Origin of the sequence: Sphingomonas sp. MS122 (genome assembly GCF_049532975.1) — a bacterium.
Taxonomy (GTDB): domain Bacteria; phylum Pseudomonadota; class Alphaproteobacteria; order Sphingomonadales; family Sphingomonadaceae; genus Sphingomonas.
In genome coordinates this window covers 1,989,473-2,007,321 of sequence record NZ_CP186695.1, presented here as the reverse complement: position 1 = coordinate 2,007,321, position 17,849 = coordinate 1,989,473, and the positions used below count along the sequence as shown (strand labels likewise).

At 66.3% G+C, this 17,849-nt stretch carries 17 protein-coding genes; 9 read left to right on the top strand and 8 right to left on the bottom strand.

Translation table 11 applies throughout. From position 1 onward, the window contains the following. The 4 genes from cydB to rpsU form a co-directional block, all read right to left on the bottom strand. Complete coding sequence (gene cydB, locus ACO227_RS09505; RefSeq protein WP_423607162.1) at positions 1 to 1,008, bottom strand: cytochrome d ubiquinol oxidase subunit II; 1,008 nt, start codon at positions 1,006 to 1,008, stop codon at positions 1 to 3. Beyond that, positions 998 to 2,428, bottom strand: a complete 1,431-nt coding sequence (locus ACO227_RS09500; protein ID WP_423607160.1) for a cytochrome ubiquinol oxidase subunit I — start codon at positions 2,426 to 2,428, stop codon at positions 998 to 1,000. The genes cydB and ACO227_RS09500 overlap by 11 nt, the downstream gene beginning before the upstream one ends. A gap of 89 nt (positions 2,429 to 2,517) precedes the next feature. Further along, the gene (locus tag ACO227_RS09495; protein ID WP_423607158.1) at positions 2,518 to 3,141 is read right to left on the bottom strand and encodes an FKBP-type peptidyl-prolyl cis-trans isomerase; all 624 of its coding nucleotides are present in this window, start codon (positions 3,139 to 3,141) and stop codon (positions 2,518 to 2,520) included. Between the two features lie 115 nt (positions 3,142 to 3,256). Beyond that, positions 3,257 to 3,463: a 30S ribosomal protein S21 gene (gene rpsU, locus ACO227_RS09490; protein WP_010162663.1), complete on the bottom strand. Its 207-nt coding sequence runs from the start codon at positions 3,461 to 3,463 to the stop codon at positions 3,257 to 3,259. A gap of 219 nt (positions 3,464 to 3,682) precedes the next feature. On the opposite strand from rpsU, the gene ACO227_RS09485 reads away from it, so the two are divergent. The 7 genes from ACO227_RS09485 (at position 3,683) to ACO227_RS09455 (ending at position 12,672) form a co-directional block, all read left to right on the top strand. Continuing rightward, complete coding sequence (locus tag ACO227_RS09485) at positions 3,683 to 3,940, top strand: hypothetical protein (protein WP_423607153.1); 258 nt, start codon at positions 3,683 to 3,685, stop codon at positions 3,938 to 3,940. Positions 3,941 to 3,974: 34 nt separating this feature from the next. After that, on the top strand, positions 3,975 to 5,450 hold the full coding sequence (locus tag ACO227_RS09480; protein ID WP_423607151.1) for a S41 family peptidase: 1,476 nt from the start codon (positions 3,975 to 3,977) through the stop codon (positions 5,448 to 5,450). Positions 5,451 to 5,628: 178 nt separating this feature from the next. Next, on the top strand, positions 5,629 to 6,927 hold the full coding sequence (locus ACO227_RS09475) for an MFS transporter (protein ID WP_423607149.1): 1,299 nt from the start codon (positions 5,629 to 5,631) through the stop codon (positions 6,925 to 6,927). A gap of 1 nt (position 6,928) precedes the next feature. Continuing rightward, positions 6,929 to 7,570 carry a PIG-L deacetylase family protein gene (locus ACO227_RS09470; RefSeq protein WP_423607148.1) on the top strand — a complete coding sequence of 214 codons (642 nt, stop codon included), beginning with the start codon at positions 6,929 to 6,931 and terminating at the stop codon, positions 7,568 to 7,570. Between the two features lie 66 nt (positions 7,571 to 7,636). Further along, positions 7,637 to 9,391: a single-stranded-DNA-specific exonuclease RecJ gene (gene recJ / locus ACO227_RS09465; protein WP_423607146.1), complete on the top strand. Its 1,755-nt coding sequence runs from the start codon at positions 7,637 to 7,639 to the stop codon at positions 9,389 to 9,391. A 214-nt stretch (positions 9,392 to 9,605) separates the two neighbouring features. After that, a complete protein-coding gene (locus ACO227_RS09460) occupies positions 9,606 to 11,804 on the top strand; it encodes a hypothetical protein (RefSeq protein WP_423607144.1) in 2,199 nt (732 codons plus the stop codon). Beyond that, complete coding sequence (locus tag ACO227_RS09455; protein WP_423607143.1) at positions 11,710 to 12,672, top strand: hypothetical protein; 963 nt, start codon at positions 11,710 to 11,712, stop codon at positions 12,670 to 12,672. The genes ACO227_RS09460 and ACO227_RS09455 overlap by 95 nt, the downstream gene beginning before the upstream one ends. Before the next feature lie 444 nt (positions 12,673 to 13,116). On the opposite strand, the gene ACO227_RS09450 is transcribed toward ACO227_RS09455, so the two are convergent. Further along, entirely contained in the window at positions 13,117 to 13,953 is an 837-nt protein-coding gene (locus tag ACO227_RS09450) for an NYN domain-containing protein (protein ID WP_423607325.1), read from the bottom strand. 75 nt (positions 13,954 to 14,028) lie between these two features. Further along, positions 14,029 to 14,367: a YegP family protein gene (locus ACO227_RS09445; RefSeq protein ID WP_331027625.1), complete on the bottom strand. Its 339-nt coding sequence runs from the start codon at positions 14,365 to 14,367 to the stop codon at positions 14,029 to 14,031. Between the two features lie 467 nt (positions 14,368 to 14,834). Between ACO227_RS09445 and ACO227_RS09440 the strand changes: the two genes are divergently transcribed. Continuing rightward, positions 14,835 to 15,044 (top strand): hypothetical protein, encoded by a 210-nt coding sequence (locus tag ACO227_RS09440; protein WP_331027624.1) that lies wholly within the window; start codon positions 14,835 to 14,837, stop codon positions 15,042 to 15,044. Positions 15,045 to 15,117: 73 nt separating this feature from the next. Here ACO227_RS09440 and ACO227_RS09435 read toward each other — a convergent pair whose 3' ends face one another. Both ACO227_RS09435 and ACO227_RS09430 read right to left on the bottom strand, forming a co-directional pair. Further along, the gene (locus tag ACO227_RS09435; protein ID WP_423607141.1) at positions 15,118 to 15,372 is read right to left on the bottom strand and encodes a hypothetical protein; all 255 of its coding nucleotides are present in this window, start codon (positions 15,370 to 15,372) and stop codon (positions 15,118 to 15,120) included. Between the two features lie 354 nt (positions 15,373 to 15,726). Then, positions 15,727 to 16,770: a rod shape-determining protein gene (locus ACO227_RS09430; protein ID WP_423607139.1), complete on the bottom strand. Its 1,044-nt coding sequence runs from the start codon at positions 16,768 to 16,770 to the stop codon at positions 15,727 to 15,729. Between the two features lie 635 nt (positions 16,771 to 17,405). Between ACO227_RS09430 and ACO227_RS09425 the strand changes: the two genes are divergently transcribed. Continuing rightward, positions 17,406 to 17,771 carry a hypothetical protein gene (locus tag ACO227_RS09425; RefSeq protein WP_423607137.1) on the top strand — a complete coding sequence of 122 codons (366 nt, stop codon included), beginning with the start codon at positions 17,406 to 17,408 and terminating at the stop codon, positions 17,769 to 17,771. The last annotated feature ends 78 nt before the right edge of the window (positions 17,772 to 17,849 follow it).

Sequence of the window (17,849 nt, the reverse complement as noted above, 5' to 3'; positions counted from 1 at the left end):
TCAATGATAGCCCTCCGCCCCGACCTTGCCGCGGAACACCCAATAGGACCAGGCGGTGTAGGCGAGGATGATCGGGATCAGCAGCCCCGCGCCGATCAGCATGAAGCCCTGGCTCGCCGCGGGCGCGGCGGCGTCCATGATCGTCACGCTGCGCGGGATGACATAGGGCCACATGCTGATCCCGAGCCCGATGAAGCCCATCAGGAACAGCCCGAGCGCGAGGAAGAAAGGCCGCACCTCGCGCTTCTTCCTGAGCGAGCGATGGAAGGCGAAGGCCGTGATCGCGGTGAGCAGCGGCACCTGCGCGGTCGCCAGCACTTGCGGGAAATCGAGCCAGCGCTGCCAATAGCCGTGCGACAGGAACAGGGTCGCGCCGCTGACCGCGACGATCGCGGCGAGTGTCGCAAGCCCGAACCAGCCGGAGAGGCGATAGGCATGTTCCTGCCCGCGCCCGTCGGTCTTCCAGATCAGCCAGGTCGCGCCGAGCAGCGCATAACCCGCGACGACGCTGAGCCCGGTGAGCAGCGTGAACGGCGTCAGCCAGTCGAGCCAGCCGCCGGCATAGGCGCGGTCGGCGACCGCGATCCCCTGCAGCAATGCGCCGAGAATGATCCCCTGGCTCAGCGCCGCGACGAACGAGCCGGCGGTGAAGGCGAAGTCCCACCAGCGGCGGTGACCCGGGTCGCGCCAGCGGAACTCGAACGCGACGCCGCGAAACACGAGCGCGAGCAGCATCGCGATGATCGGCGGGTAGAGCGCGGGCAGCACGATCGCATAGGCGAGCGGAAACGCCGCCATCAGCCCGCCGCCGCCGAGCACCAGCCAGGTCTCGTTGCCGTCCCACACCGGCGCGATCGAGTTCATCGCCTTGTCGCGCTCCTCCCCCACCTCGAAGGCGGGGAAGAGGATGCCGATGCCGAGATCGAACCCGTCCATCACGACATAGGCGAACACGGCGAAGGCGATCAGGAACGCCCAGATCATCGCCAGGATGGGATCAACGGCCATCGGGCAGCTCCCCCTTGTCCTTGAGTTCCTTTTGGGCAGGGCCGGGCGTGATCCCGGCGGCGCGGATCGGCGCGTCGTCGGTGATCTCGGGCTCGTGCGGCTGCGCTCCCTTCTGCATCAGCTTGAGGATGTACCAGGTGCCGAAGCCGAACACCGCGAAATAGACCAGCACGAACGCCACCAGCGAGGCGCCCACCGCGGGCGCGGCGAGCGGCGAGGCGCTGTCGACGGTGCGCAGCAGATTGTAGACGGTGAAGGGCTGGCGCCCGACCTCGGTCGTCACCCAGCCGGCGATCACCGCGACAAAGCCCGACGGCCCCATCAGGATCGCCGCGCGATGCAGCAGCGGCCAATCGTAGAGCTTGCCGCGCCAGCGCGCCAACAGGCTCCACAGGCCGAGCCCGAGCATCAGCAGCCCGATGCCGACCATGATGCGGAACGACCAGAAGACGATCCAGACTGGCGGCTCGTCCGTGTCCGGGATCGTGTCGAGCCCGGCGAGCGGCGCGTTGGGATCGTGCTTGAGGATCAGCGAGCCGAGCTTGGGGATCTCGACCGCATAGTCGACTCGCTTCTCCTTGGCATTGGGCAGGCCGAGCAGGATCAGCGGAGCACCCTCGGGATGGCTGTGATAATGGCCTTCCATCGCCATCACCTTCTGCGGCTGATGCTCGAGGGTGTTGAGGCCGTGCTGGTCGCCGACGAAGATCTGCACCGGCGCGACCAGCGCCGCCATCCACATCGCCATGCTGAACATCTTCCGCGCATGCGCGTCGGTCTTGTCGCGGAGCAGATGCCAGGCGCCGACCGCGCCCACGACCAGCGCGGTGGTGAGGTAGGCGGCGGTCACGGTGTGGATCAGGCGATAGGGGAAGCTCGGGTTGAACACGATGTCCCACCATGGCGCGGCGGGGACGAACTGCCCGGCTTCGTTGATCGCATAGCCGACCGGGGTCTGCATCCAGCTGTTCACCGACAGGATCCAGAAGGCCGAGATGAAGGTGCCGACCGCGACCATGCAGGTGGCGGCGAAGTGCAGCTTGCGCCCTACCTTGTTCATCCCGAACAGCATCACGCCGAGGAAACCGGCCTCGAGGAAGAAGGCGGTGAGCACCTCATAAGCCATCAGCGGCCCGATCACGGGCCCCGCCTTGTCCGAGAACACCGCCCAGTTGGTGCCGAACTGGTAGGACATGACGATGCCCGAGACGACGCCCATCGCGAAGGCGATCGCGAAGATCTTGATCCAGTATTTGAACAGGTCGAGGTAGAGCTGCTTGCCGGTGCGCAGCCACAGCCCCTCGAGCACCATCAGATAGCTGGCCAGCCCGATCGAGAAGGCCGGGAAGATGAAGTGGAAGCTGACCGTGAACGCGAACTGGATACGCGCCAGGATGATGGGGTCGAATGCGTCGAACACGTTGCCCTCCGCGGCGGGCTAGTGCGCCTTTCGCAATCGTTGGGCAAGTGCACGCGACGCAATCGCGCGTGCAGGCAATTCCCGGAAGCTCAGCGCCCCTGCGGGGGCTCCGCGCCCGGGGGCGGGCCACCCGGCATGCCGCCGCCCATCTGCTGCTGTTGCTGCATCATCTGCATGAACTGCGCCTGCGGCATGAACTCGAACAGCTCGACCTCGAACACCAGCAGCGAGTTGGCCGGGATCACTTCCTTGCCCTGCTGATCCTTGCGCGCCTCGGCGCCATAGCCGAGCTCGGGCTTGATCCAGAGGCGGTACTTGCCGCCCTTCTTCATCAGCTTGAGCGCTTCGGTGAAGCCGGGGATCATCCCCGTGACGGGCAGCGGTGTCGGCTGCTGGCTGGCGTCGAACTGGGTGCCGTCGCGCAGCGTGCCCTTGTACATGGCGAGCGTGATGTCGCCGTCGGTCGGGCTGGCGCCGGTGCCCTGCTTGAGCACCTCGTACTGCAGCCCCGAGGCGGTCTCGATCACGCCCGGCTGGCGCTTGTTCGCCGCCAGGAACTTGTCGTTGGGCAGCGAGGCGCGGACGGCCTCGGTCGAGGTGCCGACCCAGGCCAGCGCCACCGCGGCGGCGACCGCCACGGCGATGCCGATCCAAAGCCAGACGAGATAGCTGCGCTTGGTCGGCGGAATCGGCACGGCGGTGACGGTCGACATGGCTCAGCTATCCCGGGTTGCCGCGCGGAGCACGCGGCGGAAAGTCACAAAAGTCACGCCCCTACGCGCGCGGGGGCGGCACGGGCGTTAACGGGCGCGGTCGCGCCCGCCGGTTTCACCGCGCGCCGTCGCGCTCCATGCGCTTGCGCTCGAGCTTGCGCGCGCGGCGGACCGCGGCGGCACGCTCGCGGGCGCGCTTCTCGCTCGGCTTCTCGTAGTGACGGCGCAGCTTCATCTCGCGATAGACGCCTTCACGCTGCAGCTTCTTCTTGAGCGCGCGCAGCGCCTGGTCGACGTTATTGTCGCGAACGATGATTTGCATAAGGCCGTTCAACTCCGAATCATATTCAATAGAAAAGGGTTCGCCGAAGCACCTGCCCCGGGCGTCAGGAGGCGGCCCCTAGCAGGGAGAGGCCGGAAACACAAGGCGAAGCTGCCAACAGCGCGCCGGCACCGTGGCGCGAATGTCACAGCGCCCGCGCCTTACACCAGATTGCAGCGCTGCAACGCCGAGGATACGCTTCGCCGCCATTCCGGCCCCATGCGGGCGGCAACCGCGTTGGATCTCCAGACCCGCATCCTGATCGTCGACGACGACCCCGGCATTCGCGAGTTGATGGCGGCGTTCCTTTCCGGGCACGGGTTCCTGGTCGATTCGGCGGAGGATGGTGCGCGATGCGGCGCAAGCTGGCCCGATATGCCGCCACCGCAACGGTCGGGCTGGCGCTCCAGCCAGGCCCCCGCCCTCGCGCGCCGGGACCGCGCAAGTCGTTGTCCCGGCGCGAATCTTTCCGCATGACGAGTCGCGATGGCTGCGATAAGCTGCTGTTATCATGCGTCAAAATGTAACGATGCGCCGCCTCGCGGCGATGACGGCCATGCTGGCCCTCCTCTCCGGTTGCGGTGGTGGAGGCGGCGGCTCCGGCTCGATCGGCGGGGGCGGCGGCGGGACCGGCGTCACCCCCACGCCGAGCCCATCGGGCACCTGTTCGCTGCGCGCGCGGCAGGACTGGGTCGCGGCGCAGATGAACGAATGGTATCTGTTCCCCGAGACGCTGCCCACGGGCCTCAACCCGGCGGCATACTCGACCGTCGAGGACTATCTCGACGCGCTGACCGCGACCGCGCGGGCGCAGCGCAAGGACCGCTATTTCACCTACATCACCTCGATCGCCGAGGAGAACGCCTATTACAACTCGGGCTCGAGCGCGGGCTTCGGCTTCCGCCTCGCGCTCGACGGGTCGAACCGGCTGGTCATCACCGAATCGTTCGAAGGCGCGCCGGCGCTCAACGCCGGAGTCGATCGCGGTGCCGAGATCGTGTCGATCGGCACCAGCACCTCGAACCTGCGCACCGTCGCCTCGATCCTCGCGAGCGAGGGGGTCGCCGGTCTCAACAACGCGCTCGGCACGCCCGCGGTGGGGCTCACCCGCGTGTTCCAGGTGCGCGACGGCGCCGGCACGCGCAACGTGACGCTGGCGATGGCCGACTTCACGCTGACCCCGGTCTCGTCGCGCTACGGCGCCAAGGTGATCGACGACGGCGGGAAGAAGGTCGGCTACATCAACCTGCGCACCTTCATCAACACGGCGGAGACCCCGCTGCGCAGCGCCTTCGCCAACTTCAGGGCGCAGGGAATCACCGAGGTGATCATCGACGTGCGCTACAATGGCGGCGGGCTCATCTCGATCGCGGACCTCGTGAACAATTTGCTCGGGGCGGACCGCACGACCTCGACCGTCGCCAATTATGTGACCTTCCGCCCGTCCAAGGCGTCGAACAACGAGACCGTCTATTTCGCGCCGCAGCCGCAGTCGATCGCGCCGACGCGCATCGCCTTCATCGGCACCGGGGGCTCGGCCTCGGCGAGCGAGCTGGTGATGAACACCTTCATCCCCTATCTCGGCAACCGCGCGGCGCTGGTCGGCACCAACACCTATGGCAAGCCGGTCGGCCAGATCGCGCTCGACCAGGCGGCATGCGACGACCGGCTGCGGGTGATCGCCTTCGCGCTGGAGAACGCCAACCACCAGGGCGCCTATTATAACGGCCTCGCCGCGTTCATGGGCGCGACCTGCCAGGCGAGCGACGATATCAGCCGCCAGCTCGGCGATCCCGCGGAAGCCTCGACGCGCGCGGCGCTGGACTTCCTCGCCGGACGGAGCTGCACGCCGATCAGCGCGACGGCATCGGCGGGCGCCCCGGGCCTCAGCCCGCAAGCCGCCGGCGCACAGGTGAGCAAGCCGATGGAGCTGGTGACGCCCGATCGGCCGACCACCCCGCAGCGCGAGGTGCCGGGGCTGTTCTGACGCCCGGATGCACCGCGCCCGTCGTCCCGGCCTTGTGCCGGGGTCCGCCGGGAGGCAAGCTAGGACGCAGAGGCTTGAAGTCAGCCCCTCCGGGAGCCGTGGACCCGGGCACGAGCCCGTCCCGAGCGCCTGCCCTGCAGGCAGCCGAAGGGGCCGGGACGACGGTTGGGGAGTGGGGATGACGGCCACAGGTGCGAGTGAAGGCGCGCGCACGCGCGAGCGGCTCAAGTCGATCCTGGGCGGATCGGCGGGCAATCTGGTCGAATGGTACGACTGGTATGCCTATGCCGCCTTCACCCTCTATTTCGCGCCGCACTTCTTCCCCAAGGGCGACCAGACGACGCAGCTCCTGAACACCGCCGCGGTGTTCGCGGTCGGCTTCCTGATGCGGCCGATCGGAGGCTGGCTGATGGGAGTCTATGCCGACCGCTACGGGCGCAAGGCCGGCCTCACGCTGTCGGTGTCGCTGATGTGCGCGGGATCGCTGCTGATCGCGGTGACGCCGGGCCACGAGTCGATCGGCTGGGTCGCGCCCGCGCTGCTGGTGTTCGCGCGGTTGATGCAGGGGCTCTCGATCGGCGGCGAATATGGCGCGAGCGCGACCTATCTGTCCGAAATGGCGGGCAAGAAGCGCCGCGGCTTCTTCTCGAGCTTCCAATATGTCACGCTGATCTCGGGACAGCTGATCGCATTGAGCGTGCTGCTGGTGCTCCAGGCGTCGATGAGCGAGGCCGCGCTGGAGAGCTGGGGATGGCGCATTCCCTTCTTCATCGGCGGCGCACTCGCGGTGATCGTGTTCTGGCTGCGGCGCCGGCTCGCGGAGACCGAGAGCTTCCACAATGCCAGGGCCGAGGGGCGCAAGACCGGCGCGCTGGCGCTGCTGCGCGAGCATCCCGGCGAGTTCCTACTGGTGATGGCGCTCACCGCCGGGGGCACGCTCGCCTTCTACGCCTATTCGATCTACCTCCAGAAGTTCCTGGTCAACACCTCGGGCTTCGACCGCGAGACCGCGTCGGAGATCAATGCCGCCGCATTGTTCGTGTTCATGTGCATCCAGCCGCTCGCGGGCGCGCTCTCCGACCGGATCGGACGCAAGCCCCTGATGGTCGGATTCGGGGTTCTGGGCGTCCTCTGCACCTATCCGATCTTCACCGCGCTGGAACAGGTGACCAGCGCCTGGGCGGCGTTCGCGCTGATGCTCGGCGCGCTGGTGATCGTCACCGGCTACACCTCGATCAACGCGGTGGTGAAGGCCGAGCTGTTCCCCGCGCATATCCGCACCCTGGGCGTCGCCCTGCCCTATGCGCTGGCCAATGCGATCTTCGGCGGGACCGCGGAATATGTCGCCTTGTGGTTCAAGGATCGCGGCTGGGAGCGGGGCTTCTACTGGTATGTGACGGCGATGATCGGGGTGTCGCTGGTCGTGTACCTGCGGATGCGCGACACGCGGACGCACAGCCGCATCCTCGAGGACTGACATGGTGAGGCCGCGTCTCGGCCATCCGCGCACGGCGCTCATCGTCGCGCCGCATCCCGATGACGAGCTGATCGGCGCGGCGGGGCTGATCGCCTACCTCATCCGTCGCGGAACCGCGGTACACGTCGCCGTTGCGACCGACGGGGCCGCGTCGCACCCGAACAGTCTCAAATGGCCGCGCCGCCGGCTCGTCGCCGCGCGACAGATGGAAACCCGGCACGCGCTCCGCCGGCTTGGGGTGATGCCCGGGTCGATCCATTTCCTGGGCTTGCCGGATGGCGCGACGACCGTGGATACGTGCCGCCGTGCCCTCGCCCGGCAGATCCGGCGCTTGCCGCGGCTCGATCTGATCGTGGGACCGACGCGCGACGATGCGCATCCGGATCATCGGGCGGTGGCCATCGCGCTCGAAACGACGGGAAAGCATCTGCGCCTGCTCGGCTACCGGGTGTGGCCGCCGCAACCGCTTCGGCATGGTCGCCTCTCGGCCCTGCCGGTGAGCTCCGCCGCAAAGCGCTCGCTGATCCGGTTTCATCGCACGCAGCTTGGCCATATCCGCGACGATCCCGATGGGTTTGAGATCCGCCCGCGCGAGCTGGAGGCGTTTTCGCGGCCGCTGGAACGCTATGTGTCGTTGCGATGATCGCCGAACGAGGGGAAAGCGGAGGCCGCGATTCCCCTGCCCGCCGATCCGCGCTAAGACCCCCGGATGACTCCCGTGCTCAACGTCCACAGCTCGATCCTCGGCCAGCCCTGGCGCTGGCGCGGCCTGGCGGCGGATGCGCGCGACCCGGGCTTCGCCCCCGACGACCTGGTGACCCAGCTCCTCCTCACCCGCGGCTGCGCGCGCGAGGAGCTGGAGGCGCACCGCGCGCCCAGCATCCGCGCGTTCATGCCCGACCCCTCGATCTTCCGCGACATGGACAAGGCGGCCGAGCGGCTCGCCGACGCGGTGCAGCGGGGCGAGGCGGTGACGGTGTTCGGCGACTATGACGTCGACGGGGCGACCTCGGCGGCGCTGCTGATCCGGCTGCTGCGCGATCTCGGCCTCGATCCCCGCGCGTACATCCCCGACCGGCTGATGGAGGGCTATGGCCCTTCGGGCGAGGCGCTGGTGCGGCTGAAGCGCGAGGGCGCGGACCTGATCGTCACGGTCGATTGCGGCGCGATGGCGTTCGACGCGCTGGCGGAGGCCAAGGCGGCGGGCGCCGAGGTGATCGTGGTCGACCATCATAAATGCGCGTCGGAGCTGCCGGTCGCGCTGGCGCTGGTGAACCCCAACCGGCTCGACGAGGAGGAAGGCCGCAATCACGGCCACCTCGCCGCGGTGGGGGTCGCCTGGCTGCTCGGCGCGGCACTGGTGCGCGTGCTGCGCGGGCGCGGCTTCTTCGCGGGCCGGGCCGAGCCCAAGCTGCTCGACCTGCTCGACATCGTCGCACTCGGCACGGTGGCGGACGTCGCCGCGCTCAAGGGTTTGAACCGCGCCTTCGTCGCGCAGGGCCTCAAGGTGATGGCGCAGCGGCGCAACATCGGCATGAACGCGCTGATCGAGGCGAGCCGGCTGACCCGGGCGCCGACCGCGACCGATCTCGGCTTCGCGCTGGGGCCGCGGATCAATGCCGGCGGGCGCGTCGGCAAGTCGGATCTCGGCGTCCGGCTGCTGACGACGGAGGATGCCGACGAGGCGCGCGGAATCGCCGAGGAGCTGAGCCGCCTCAACGAGGAGCGGCGCGCGATCGAGGCCGAGGTGCAGCAATCGGCAGAGGCGATGTCCGCCGAGGGCGCGGTCGCGGTGGTCGCGGCGCGCGGCTGGCACCCCGGCGTGATCGGGATCGTCGCGGGACGCTTGAAGGAGAAGCTCGGCCGTCCGGCGATCGTCATCGCGATCGGTGACGACGGGATCGGCAAGGGCTCGGGCCGCTCGATCGCAGGCGTCGACCTCGGCGCGGCGATCCTCGCGGCGAAGGAGGCCGGGCTGCTGATCGCGGGCGGCGGCCATGCGATGGCGGCGGGGGTGACCGTGGCGGAGGCGATGATCGCCGAGTTCGCGACCTTCCTCGAGGCCAAGCTCGCCGAGAATGTCGCGCGTGCCGCGGGCGAGCGCGCGCTGCTGCTCGACGCGGTGCTCGCGCCCGGCGGAGTCAATCCCGAGCTGGTCAGCGCGATGGAGGCGGGCGGACCCTATGGCATGGGCTGGCCCGCGCCGCGCGTCGCCGCCGGACCGGTGCGCATGATCAAGTGCGACATCGTCGGCAACGGTCATGTCCGTGCGATCGTGGCGGGCGAGGACGGACGCAGCATCAAGTGCGTCGCCTTCCGCGCCGCCGAGACGCCGCTCGGGCTGGCGCTGCTCGGCGCGCCGCGCGACCGGCGGCTGTGGATCGCCGGGCGCGCGAAGATCGACGACTGGGGCGCCCGGCCCGCGGCGGAGATCCATGTCGAGGATGCCGCCTGGGCGGATTGAGGTCCGGGAGACGCCCTCGGGGACACTGCCATTCACGACACTCGGCGACGCTGGTCGAACGGCATTACGCCCGCTGGATCGCCAGGACGCTCGAAGCGCCGCGGTACCCGCCCGTCGACGGCCCCGTCAAAAATTTTCCTAAACCAATCCCCCTCCCCGCCGATCTCCCTTCGATCCGGATTGCCAGCACCGGAATGGATGGGGGTTTCTCAAGATGGTCGCGATCTTCACCGGTTTGGGGTCAGGCTTCGAACGCGGCTCCGCCGCTCAGCTTGGCGGTGCCGGCCTGCTCGGCGCATCGCTGCTCGGACGCACCGGGCAGCAGATGTTCCTCAACGCCGCGACCGGCAACCTCATGGTGCAGCAGCAGGACGAGTTCCTGGTCGGCCTGGGGTCCGACGTCGCGATCGGGCGTACCTATAACAGCCTTGGCAATCTTACCGACGAGAATGGCGACAATTGGCGGCAGAGCACCGACCGGCGCATCTTCGGGCTCACCGGCGGCGCGAACCAGGCCCTCAGCACGATCAAGCGCCGCTCCGCCGACGGATCGGAGATCACCTACAGCTATGACGTCGGCGCAGGGGCCTATCTGACTACCGATGGCGCCGGCGCACACGACAAGCTCGTCTATAACGGCACCACCCAGATCTGGACCTGGACCGACGGCAGCTCGCAGATCACCGAAACCTACGAAGCTTCGAGCACGTCCGGCGAATGGTGGATCAAGACTCAGGCGGATCCGAGCGGCAACAAGCTCGAGTTCAGCTATGCGAGCGGGAGGCTGACCCGGGTCCAGACCGCGGACGGCAGCTATATCGACTATGGCTGGGACACCACGAACAACCGCATCACCGAGGTGATCACCGGCTATGCCGACCTCGCCCAGGCCGGCACCCCGGCGAAGACGCTGACGCGGACCCGCTACGGCTATGATGGGCAGAATCGCCTGAGCAGCGTGACGGTCGACCTGACGCCCGGCGACAACAGCATCGCCGCGGGCAAGACCTTCTCGACCTATTACGCCTATCACGGCTCGAGCAAGCGCCTCGCCTCGATCGCCCAGTCCGACGGCACCAGGGTCGATATCGACTATGTGCTTGAAGGTTCGACCTATCTCGTTTCGCAGATCTCGCAATGGGTCGACGACGTGTCGGTGCGTACCACGCGGATCGACTATGACCAGCCCAATCGGATCACCACCGTCACCGCGCCCGACGGTGCCGCGACGCAGCTGTTCCACGACGTGCAGGGCCGGCTCACAAAGGTGATCGAAGCCGCGCCGCGTCAGGACGCCAAGGAGCGCGTGCGCACCTATTCCTATGACGGCGAGGACAATGTCACCGAGGTCCGCGTCTATGACGGGCTCGACCAGGTCGGTACCGCCAATGCGTTGAGCTGGGTCAAATACGGCTATCAGAATGGCAACGTCACGCAGGAGCTGCGCAGCGACGGCGTCAACATCCGTCGCTTCTATGATCCGGCGACCAATGAACTCCGCAGCGAGACCAGCTATGTCGGCTATGGCGGCGATGAGCTGAGCGACCCCGCGCCCGCGGGCGGCATGACCTCGTGGTTCGTATATGACGGCAATCTGCTGCGCTATTCGATCAGCTCCGCGGGCAATGTGACCGCCTATGAATATAGCCTGGGCGAGCTGGTCCGGACGATCAACTTCCCGGTGCACAGCTTCAACGCCTCGGCTTTCGGGCCGACCTCGCCGCCCACCTATGCCGATATGCAAAACTGGGTCAGCGGCCTGCCGAACAAGAGCTCGGTCCAGATCCAGGACATCCACCGCGACGCGCGCGGCAACATCCTCAAGATCACGAGCTGGTCGGCCGCGACCAGCGCCGGCGCGAACGACGCGGGCAAGCCCTCGAGCGTCCAGCATTTCATCTACGACCAGGCCGGCAACCTGCTCATGCAGCGCGGTGACGGGGTCGATGCCGCGCTGTACGTCTATGACGGCCTCGGCCGCCGTATCGCCGCGACCGACGGCGCCGGCGCGACGCAGCTCACCCTCTATCGCGACGAGCTCGGCCGGGTCGACACGGTCACCGTCCCGGCCGGCGGCAATTTGCTCGACACCTATGGCTGGCTGCTTTCGGGCGACAATGCGCGCGGTCCCAACCTCGTCGACCTCGCCGACTGGCCGGCAACCGCGCAGGGGCCCAATCTCGTCGACCTGACCGGTTGGCCCGACGATCCGCAAGCCCTCCCCCCCGGGGCAGGTCCAGGTCGGCGGCTGGCCTTTCTACGCCTGGTCATTCGACAGCGCGGTATGGACGAGCGGGATCGGCCCCAACGGGCTGCCGATGCCGATCATCCATTCGGGCCAGACCACCACCAATGCCGATGGCGGGTCGAACTATACCAACTATTTCCCGGCGGACGGATCAAAGGGATATGAGGTCCGCATCGCGTTCCGGCTCGCCGAGACCACGCCGCCCAATTCCCACGGCGTGCATTTCGGCGTGGTCAATGAGACGGGCGCAAATCCGCTGGTCAATGCCGAGACCGGCGAACCGGTCATCCACAATTTCTTCGCGAGCGGCATTGCCGCCAGCTCGGCCGGCTTCGAGGCGGGCCGCTGGTATGAGATCGTCGCCTATATCCTGCCCGACGGCTCACCCTCGGTTCCTGCGGGCGCGCTCGGCGGGGTCTACGACTTGGAAAGCGGTGCCAAGGTCCGCGACGTCACCAATCTGCGCTGGAGCGGGGCCCCGCCTGGTACGGCCATCGCGGCGCGCTTCCAGAGCTACTCGCCGCTGTCCGAGCCGGGCTATTTCACCCAGTTCGGCCAGCCCGCGGTCCGCGAGCTCAACCTCGAAGGCGGCGCCGCCACGATCCAGGGCTGGCAGAACCCGGCGGGAATGGTCGAGGAAAGCCGCTGGGCCCGCGTGATCGGGCCCGACGGGCTTCCGGCCTGGGCGATGCAGGCAGGCCAGCTCGACAATGCCGCGCAAGGCGGTGGCAACCAGTCCAACGCGATCCAGATCGACGGCTCGAAAACCTACGAGTTCACTTACTATTTCCAGAAGACCGACACATCCAGACACACGCTCCATTTCGGGCTGAGCGGCGCAAGTTCGAGCGCGTATGTCGTATACGGGCCGGACGGATATGCGAGCATCTGGCGCCCTGGGCGCTGCGAATTCGCAATTATCGAGAGAATCGTCCCATGCGCCGAAGCGGGGATATGCGGACCCGTTCACGTAATGACGATATTCTTGTCTGGTCCGCCGCCAATGGCACCAGGCCATTGCAAAGCATGGTGACCCCTACGGAAGCGGCAAACTGCAGGTAAGTAGTTGATATTTCATAACAATGGCTCGTGCGGTGAGTATGATACCATCACACATACCATAAATTTTGATGGACATTGTGCGATAGAATGGGACGTTCACCTGCCGTCGCTAGTAAGTGAGGGGAAGGCACGACACGTGGGCAAGATTGTCCAAAGGCAAGACTTGGGCCGTGAGCGGTCTGTCCGCTTTCGGAAGTAGATGCCGGAATAGAAGACGCTCGCATGAGACATGTCGTGAGCGACCGCTTTTGCCCCGACTGCAGGCAGCGCACGCTGCGTTCGTTAGCGGGAGCACCATGGTCCCTCGGCGTCGCCCCTACGAACGGAACTGTTGGCGATGATGACGATATTGGTATGAGGTGGCGGATTGTCGCCCGGGTGAAACGGATTGTGCCGGCGCCGTCGCCGACTGGCGCTAGAACCGTGGCTTCGAAGTGCGGTCCTTGTTGCGTCGGTCCGCGACATAGCTTTGTCCGTTCTCGTCCGCCTTCACGATGTCGAACAGCCCGACCGCCTCGAAGAGCTTGGGGAAATTGCGCGCGCCATAGTTGCGCGGATCGATCGGTGCCTGGCGGCGCGCGGCACTCCCGGCGGCATCCATCGGTGCCCATCCGTCATCTCCAGCCGTGGCCTCCACCGCGCCGCGGAGCACTGCGACCAGCTTGGCGTCCTGGCTCAGCGGCGCCTTTGCGGCTTTAGCTTCCGCCTTTTGCCCCTTTGACGACGGCTTCTTCCTGCTCGCAGGCGCCTCGTCCGACGGTGCCGGCTCCGGCTTTACCGCCGCGCCGCCTTCCTCACCCAGCCGGTCGAGGTAAAGGAACGTCGTGCAGGCGTTGACGAACGGATCGGGCGTCTTGCGTTCACCGAAACCATAGACGTCGTGGCCGTTTGCGCGCAGCTGCATGACCAACGGGGTGAAATCGGCATCGCTCGACGCGATGCAGAAGGCGTCGAGCTTTTGCGTGTAGAGCAGCTCCATCGCGTCGATCACCAGTGCAATATCGGTCGCGTTTTTGCCCCTGGTATAGCTGAACTGCTGAATCGGCCGGATCGCGTGCTCGTGAAGCTTGGTGATCCAGCCCCTCAGACCCGAGCTCGCCCAGTCGCCATAGGCGCGCCGGATATTGGCCGTACCGTATTTCGAGAGCTCGGCCAGCATCGCGGCGATCTTGCCGTACGAGACGTTGTCCGCATCGATCAGCAAGGCGATGCGCCGGTCGGGCGTCGGCGTGCCGGCTTCAGTCGAGTTCATGCAGGTCTCCGTTCGGCCTGATGGTACTGCCGCGGAGCGACCACCGCTACCCATGCCAAAGGCCAGCGCGATCACTCAGGGATGTCGGACCTCAGCCGTTCCCGCGGCGCCACGTAGCGCGGCAACAGCATCCGCACACGAACGTTCGTCGCGATAGCCGGCGCTGGTGGCAATCAACGTGCCGTCCGGCGCGCAGAAGCGCCACCGCCAGTCGCCACCCGAGAACAGGATCGACGTGAGATTGACGCGATCGGCACGATAAACCTCGAAATAAGCTCGACCGGGCGCGGAAGCGCATGATCTGGTCGCGACGGGCAGCGCCAGCCTGGTGAGCGCACTGGAAACATCCTCTGGCAGATCGGTCACCAACCGGCGTGGCTCGTCGAAACCACGATGTGCGAGATTGTTCGTCATGTGATTCTCCCGTCGGCAAGCGGGAGCAATCCGTTTCTCTCTGGCATCGCGCGCTTGCGAAGCGGGTGGTGCGATGATGATCCCACCGTAGGCGCATTCGCAGTGCGTGACCATCCCGTCCACACGTCTCCTGGCCGAGTGGGCGACGGTGTCGCGCGCCTTGCGCGTTCTCCGCGCAGCGCCCATAGTCGTCCGACTGGCGCGCCGACACGGGCTCGCCGATTCGCATTGGCGGCGCTGGCTTCCTGTTGCGAGGGCGACCCATTCGTCGCGGCCCAGCACTTGAACGATGCGTGAGACCTGCTCGAAGCGGGCGCTTCTGCGTGCTGTCGCTAGGTTGCCCACAGCAGCCCCGGCCTGGCCTTCCGCCCGTTCTCCATTCGTCGATAGCGGCCACACCGCGGGCCGATCGTGGCGCGATCGGGCTGCTGGCGATGCGCTCACCCCATCTGCTCAAGGAGATGCCTATGTCGAGAGTACCAGTCCGCCCCTATCTCGTGTCGAAGGACGAAGAAGGTATCTTCCGGGTGACCGTGCGCACGACGCGGTTCAACTCGCAAGGCTATCCGCTCGTGTCGAGCGAAGTGCTGGAGGATACGTTCAAGACGCAGACCGCCGCGCGCACCTTCGTCAAACAAACCTATCGCGCCGAGGCGAACGAGATCGCCACCAAATAGCCGACGCGAATTCGCGCTTGGTTATTCCGCGTTCCGCTGAGCGCGCGGACAGATCGGCACCGAACTAAGGGTATTATCTATCGAGACTCGCTTGTTGGTGGCCTATGGCCTCATCCTGATGATGGTCCTTGCAGCAACCGGCATAGCGCTGGTGCTGCGGCACAATTCCCGCGCCGTGAAGATGGCGCGCGATGACAAGCGCCAGCGTGAGCGCCGCGAAGCGAAGTTGCTGGACAAATAGCCCCGACAGCTCACTGCGGCCCGCGTCGACGCTGCCACGTGCCAGCAGCACCAGATCGACTGCCTTGAACTCACGGGGTTCGATCACGCCGTGACGCCGAAACTGACGCATATTGCAGCAGCCTACCGCGATGCTGCTGCCGTCCTCCCCTCATTGGAGTTTTCCATGTTTTTGGACGACCGAGAAGCGCAACCTGACAGAGGGCAAGCGCTGCCATGGGCCACGCCGCCTTCCAACCTAGGCGCGACCGAATGCAGGTGGTGCTGGCGCTTCATCTATGCGCCGGCGCTGCCCTGCTCGGTGGAAGTGGTCCCGGAGCTCGCCGTGATGCCGACCGCCGCAGGGCTGGGTGATCGCTGCAGGTGGGAGCTCGCGACGCGCGTTCCGGCAACGGAGGCATAAGATCGCAGGGGGTAATCGCCAAGCCTAGGTCACGCGAGGCTATCCGTCCGACATCACCCCCCGGAAGCCCGGATCTTCCAGGGCGGCGCCCGCGCCGGTCGCCACGCACATCAGCGCATTGTCCGCAACGACGACCGGCAATCCCGTTGCCTTCGAGAGTACGTCGTTCAGTTGTCCCAGCAAACTGCCGCCGCCGGTCATCACGATCCCGCAATCGTAGATGTCCGACGCCAGTTCAGGTTCGGTCTTCTCCAGCGCGGTGAGTGTTGCTTCGACCACTTGCGCCGTGAGGTCCGACAGCCAGTGCGCGATCTCGCGCTGATTGACCTCGACCTCGGCCGGCATGCCCTTGACCAGATCCCGTCCCCGGACGCTCGTCACGGCGCCGACGCCGACGCCGGGATATTGCGCGGTGCCGATTTCGACCTTGATACGTTCGGCGGTCGCTTCGCCAACCAGCAAATTGTGCTTGCGGCGGATGCCAGACGCGATCGCTTCGTCCATACGATCGCCACCGACGCGAACCGAGGCGCTATAGGCCAGTCCACGCAGCGAGAGGATGGCGACCTCCGTCGTTCCGCCACCGATGTCGACGACCATCGCGCCGCGTGGTTCGGCCACGGGTAATCCCGCCCCGATCGCTGCGGCCATCGACTCCTCGATCAGAAAGACCTTGCGCGCACCCGCGTTCGTTGCCGCCCGGCGGATGGCGCGGCGTTCGACCTGCGTGGCGCTGCTCGGAATGCTGATCACCATCTCCGGTCCGCGACCGAAGCGGGAAGCACGCCCTCGCACCTTTTCGATGAAGTATTTGATCATCTGCTCGGCGACGTCGATATCGGCGATGACCCCGTCACGCATTGGCCGGATCGTGCTGACGTTGTCGGGTGTCTTGCCCAGCATGAGCTTGGCTTCGGCCCCGACCGCGCGAACGCGCGGCACGCCGGCGACCGTCTCGATCGCGACAACCGACGGTTCGCTAAGCACGATTCCGCGACCGCGCGCATAGACGACCGTGTTGACGGTGCCGAGGTCCATCGCGAGGTCGTGCGCCGAGCCGGGGAGGAAACGGAGAAATTGCATCGTGCTCAATTCTGTGGATGTCTTCAGCGGCTTGGCGAGTGGGCACCGAGGCGATCTAGGAAGCGGTTGGCTGAGCGCGCGGTGCCATCCGGTCAACCGGTTTGCGATTGACGGAGTGATTTAGGGCGGCATTCGCTAGTTTGCCGCACTTCGGGCACGTTCCGGCATGGCCGTGACCGTCACCTCGACGGTCATGCTGCGGAAGGCGTCCGCGGCGCCGACAAATCGCCCATCCACTGGGCTCAGCTGGCCGATATCGCACTGCGGAGAGGGCGACGTCAGACAGGCGATTTCCGTTGTATGCTTACACCTTTTCCGAAAGGCGTGGCCTCGACCTTGTCGAGTTCGGATAGGAGGTCTGTGAACACATCCTCATGCTCGACCGGAAAATAACGGCAAAGCGTTCTCCCAACAACCTTAGGTCAGCGCTGGTCAGGAAACCGACGGCGACAATGCGATCCTCGGCCATCGGCACCTCGGCCGACTCAACAAGCGCTTGCGCAATTAGTCGCATTCGTTTCGGGCGGCCCTAAAATAAATGCAGGCCGGGAGCCGCAATCGCTTATGTGACAGATGCTCGACTAGCATGGTTCAGCTGGACATGGACCTGCGGCAAGGTGGAGATCGTCGGCTAATTGGCCATAGAAGGCGCGAACGTTTTGGAGATCTGCTGGTTTGACGATTATCGGGCTTCCCAAGGTAGTTACCTGAAGGAGGCCATTCTCGTCGGGCCAACCCAAGGTCATGACCCCCGCGTTACCCACATCTGCCCGTCGGGCGATACCATCGCAATGGAACAGGCAATCCCGCGACCGCCCAAGCGCCCGAAGCCGCACGTGACCGTCGCTCGTCACTCCGATATCACTCCAGAACGCTTGAAGCTTGTTTGCGGTGTTTCGCTGGCCGGGAGTGGTTGGCAGATGCCGCCGCCAGGCGACTTGGTCGATAAGGATGTTCAGGAACCGGTCCAGCTCGCGCAGGCCGTTACCGATAACCCTTGACCGCAGCTGGTGTGAAATAGGCTGCACAGCGCTCGTCGGCGCGCTGCACCGTGCCAGCGAGAAGGAGAAGAAATCCGC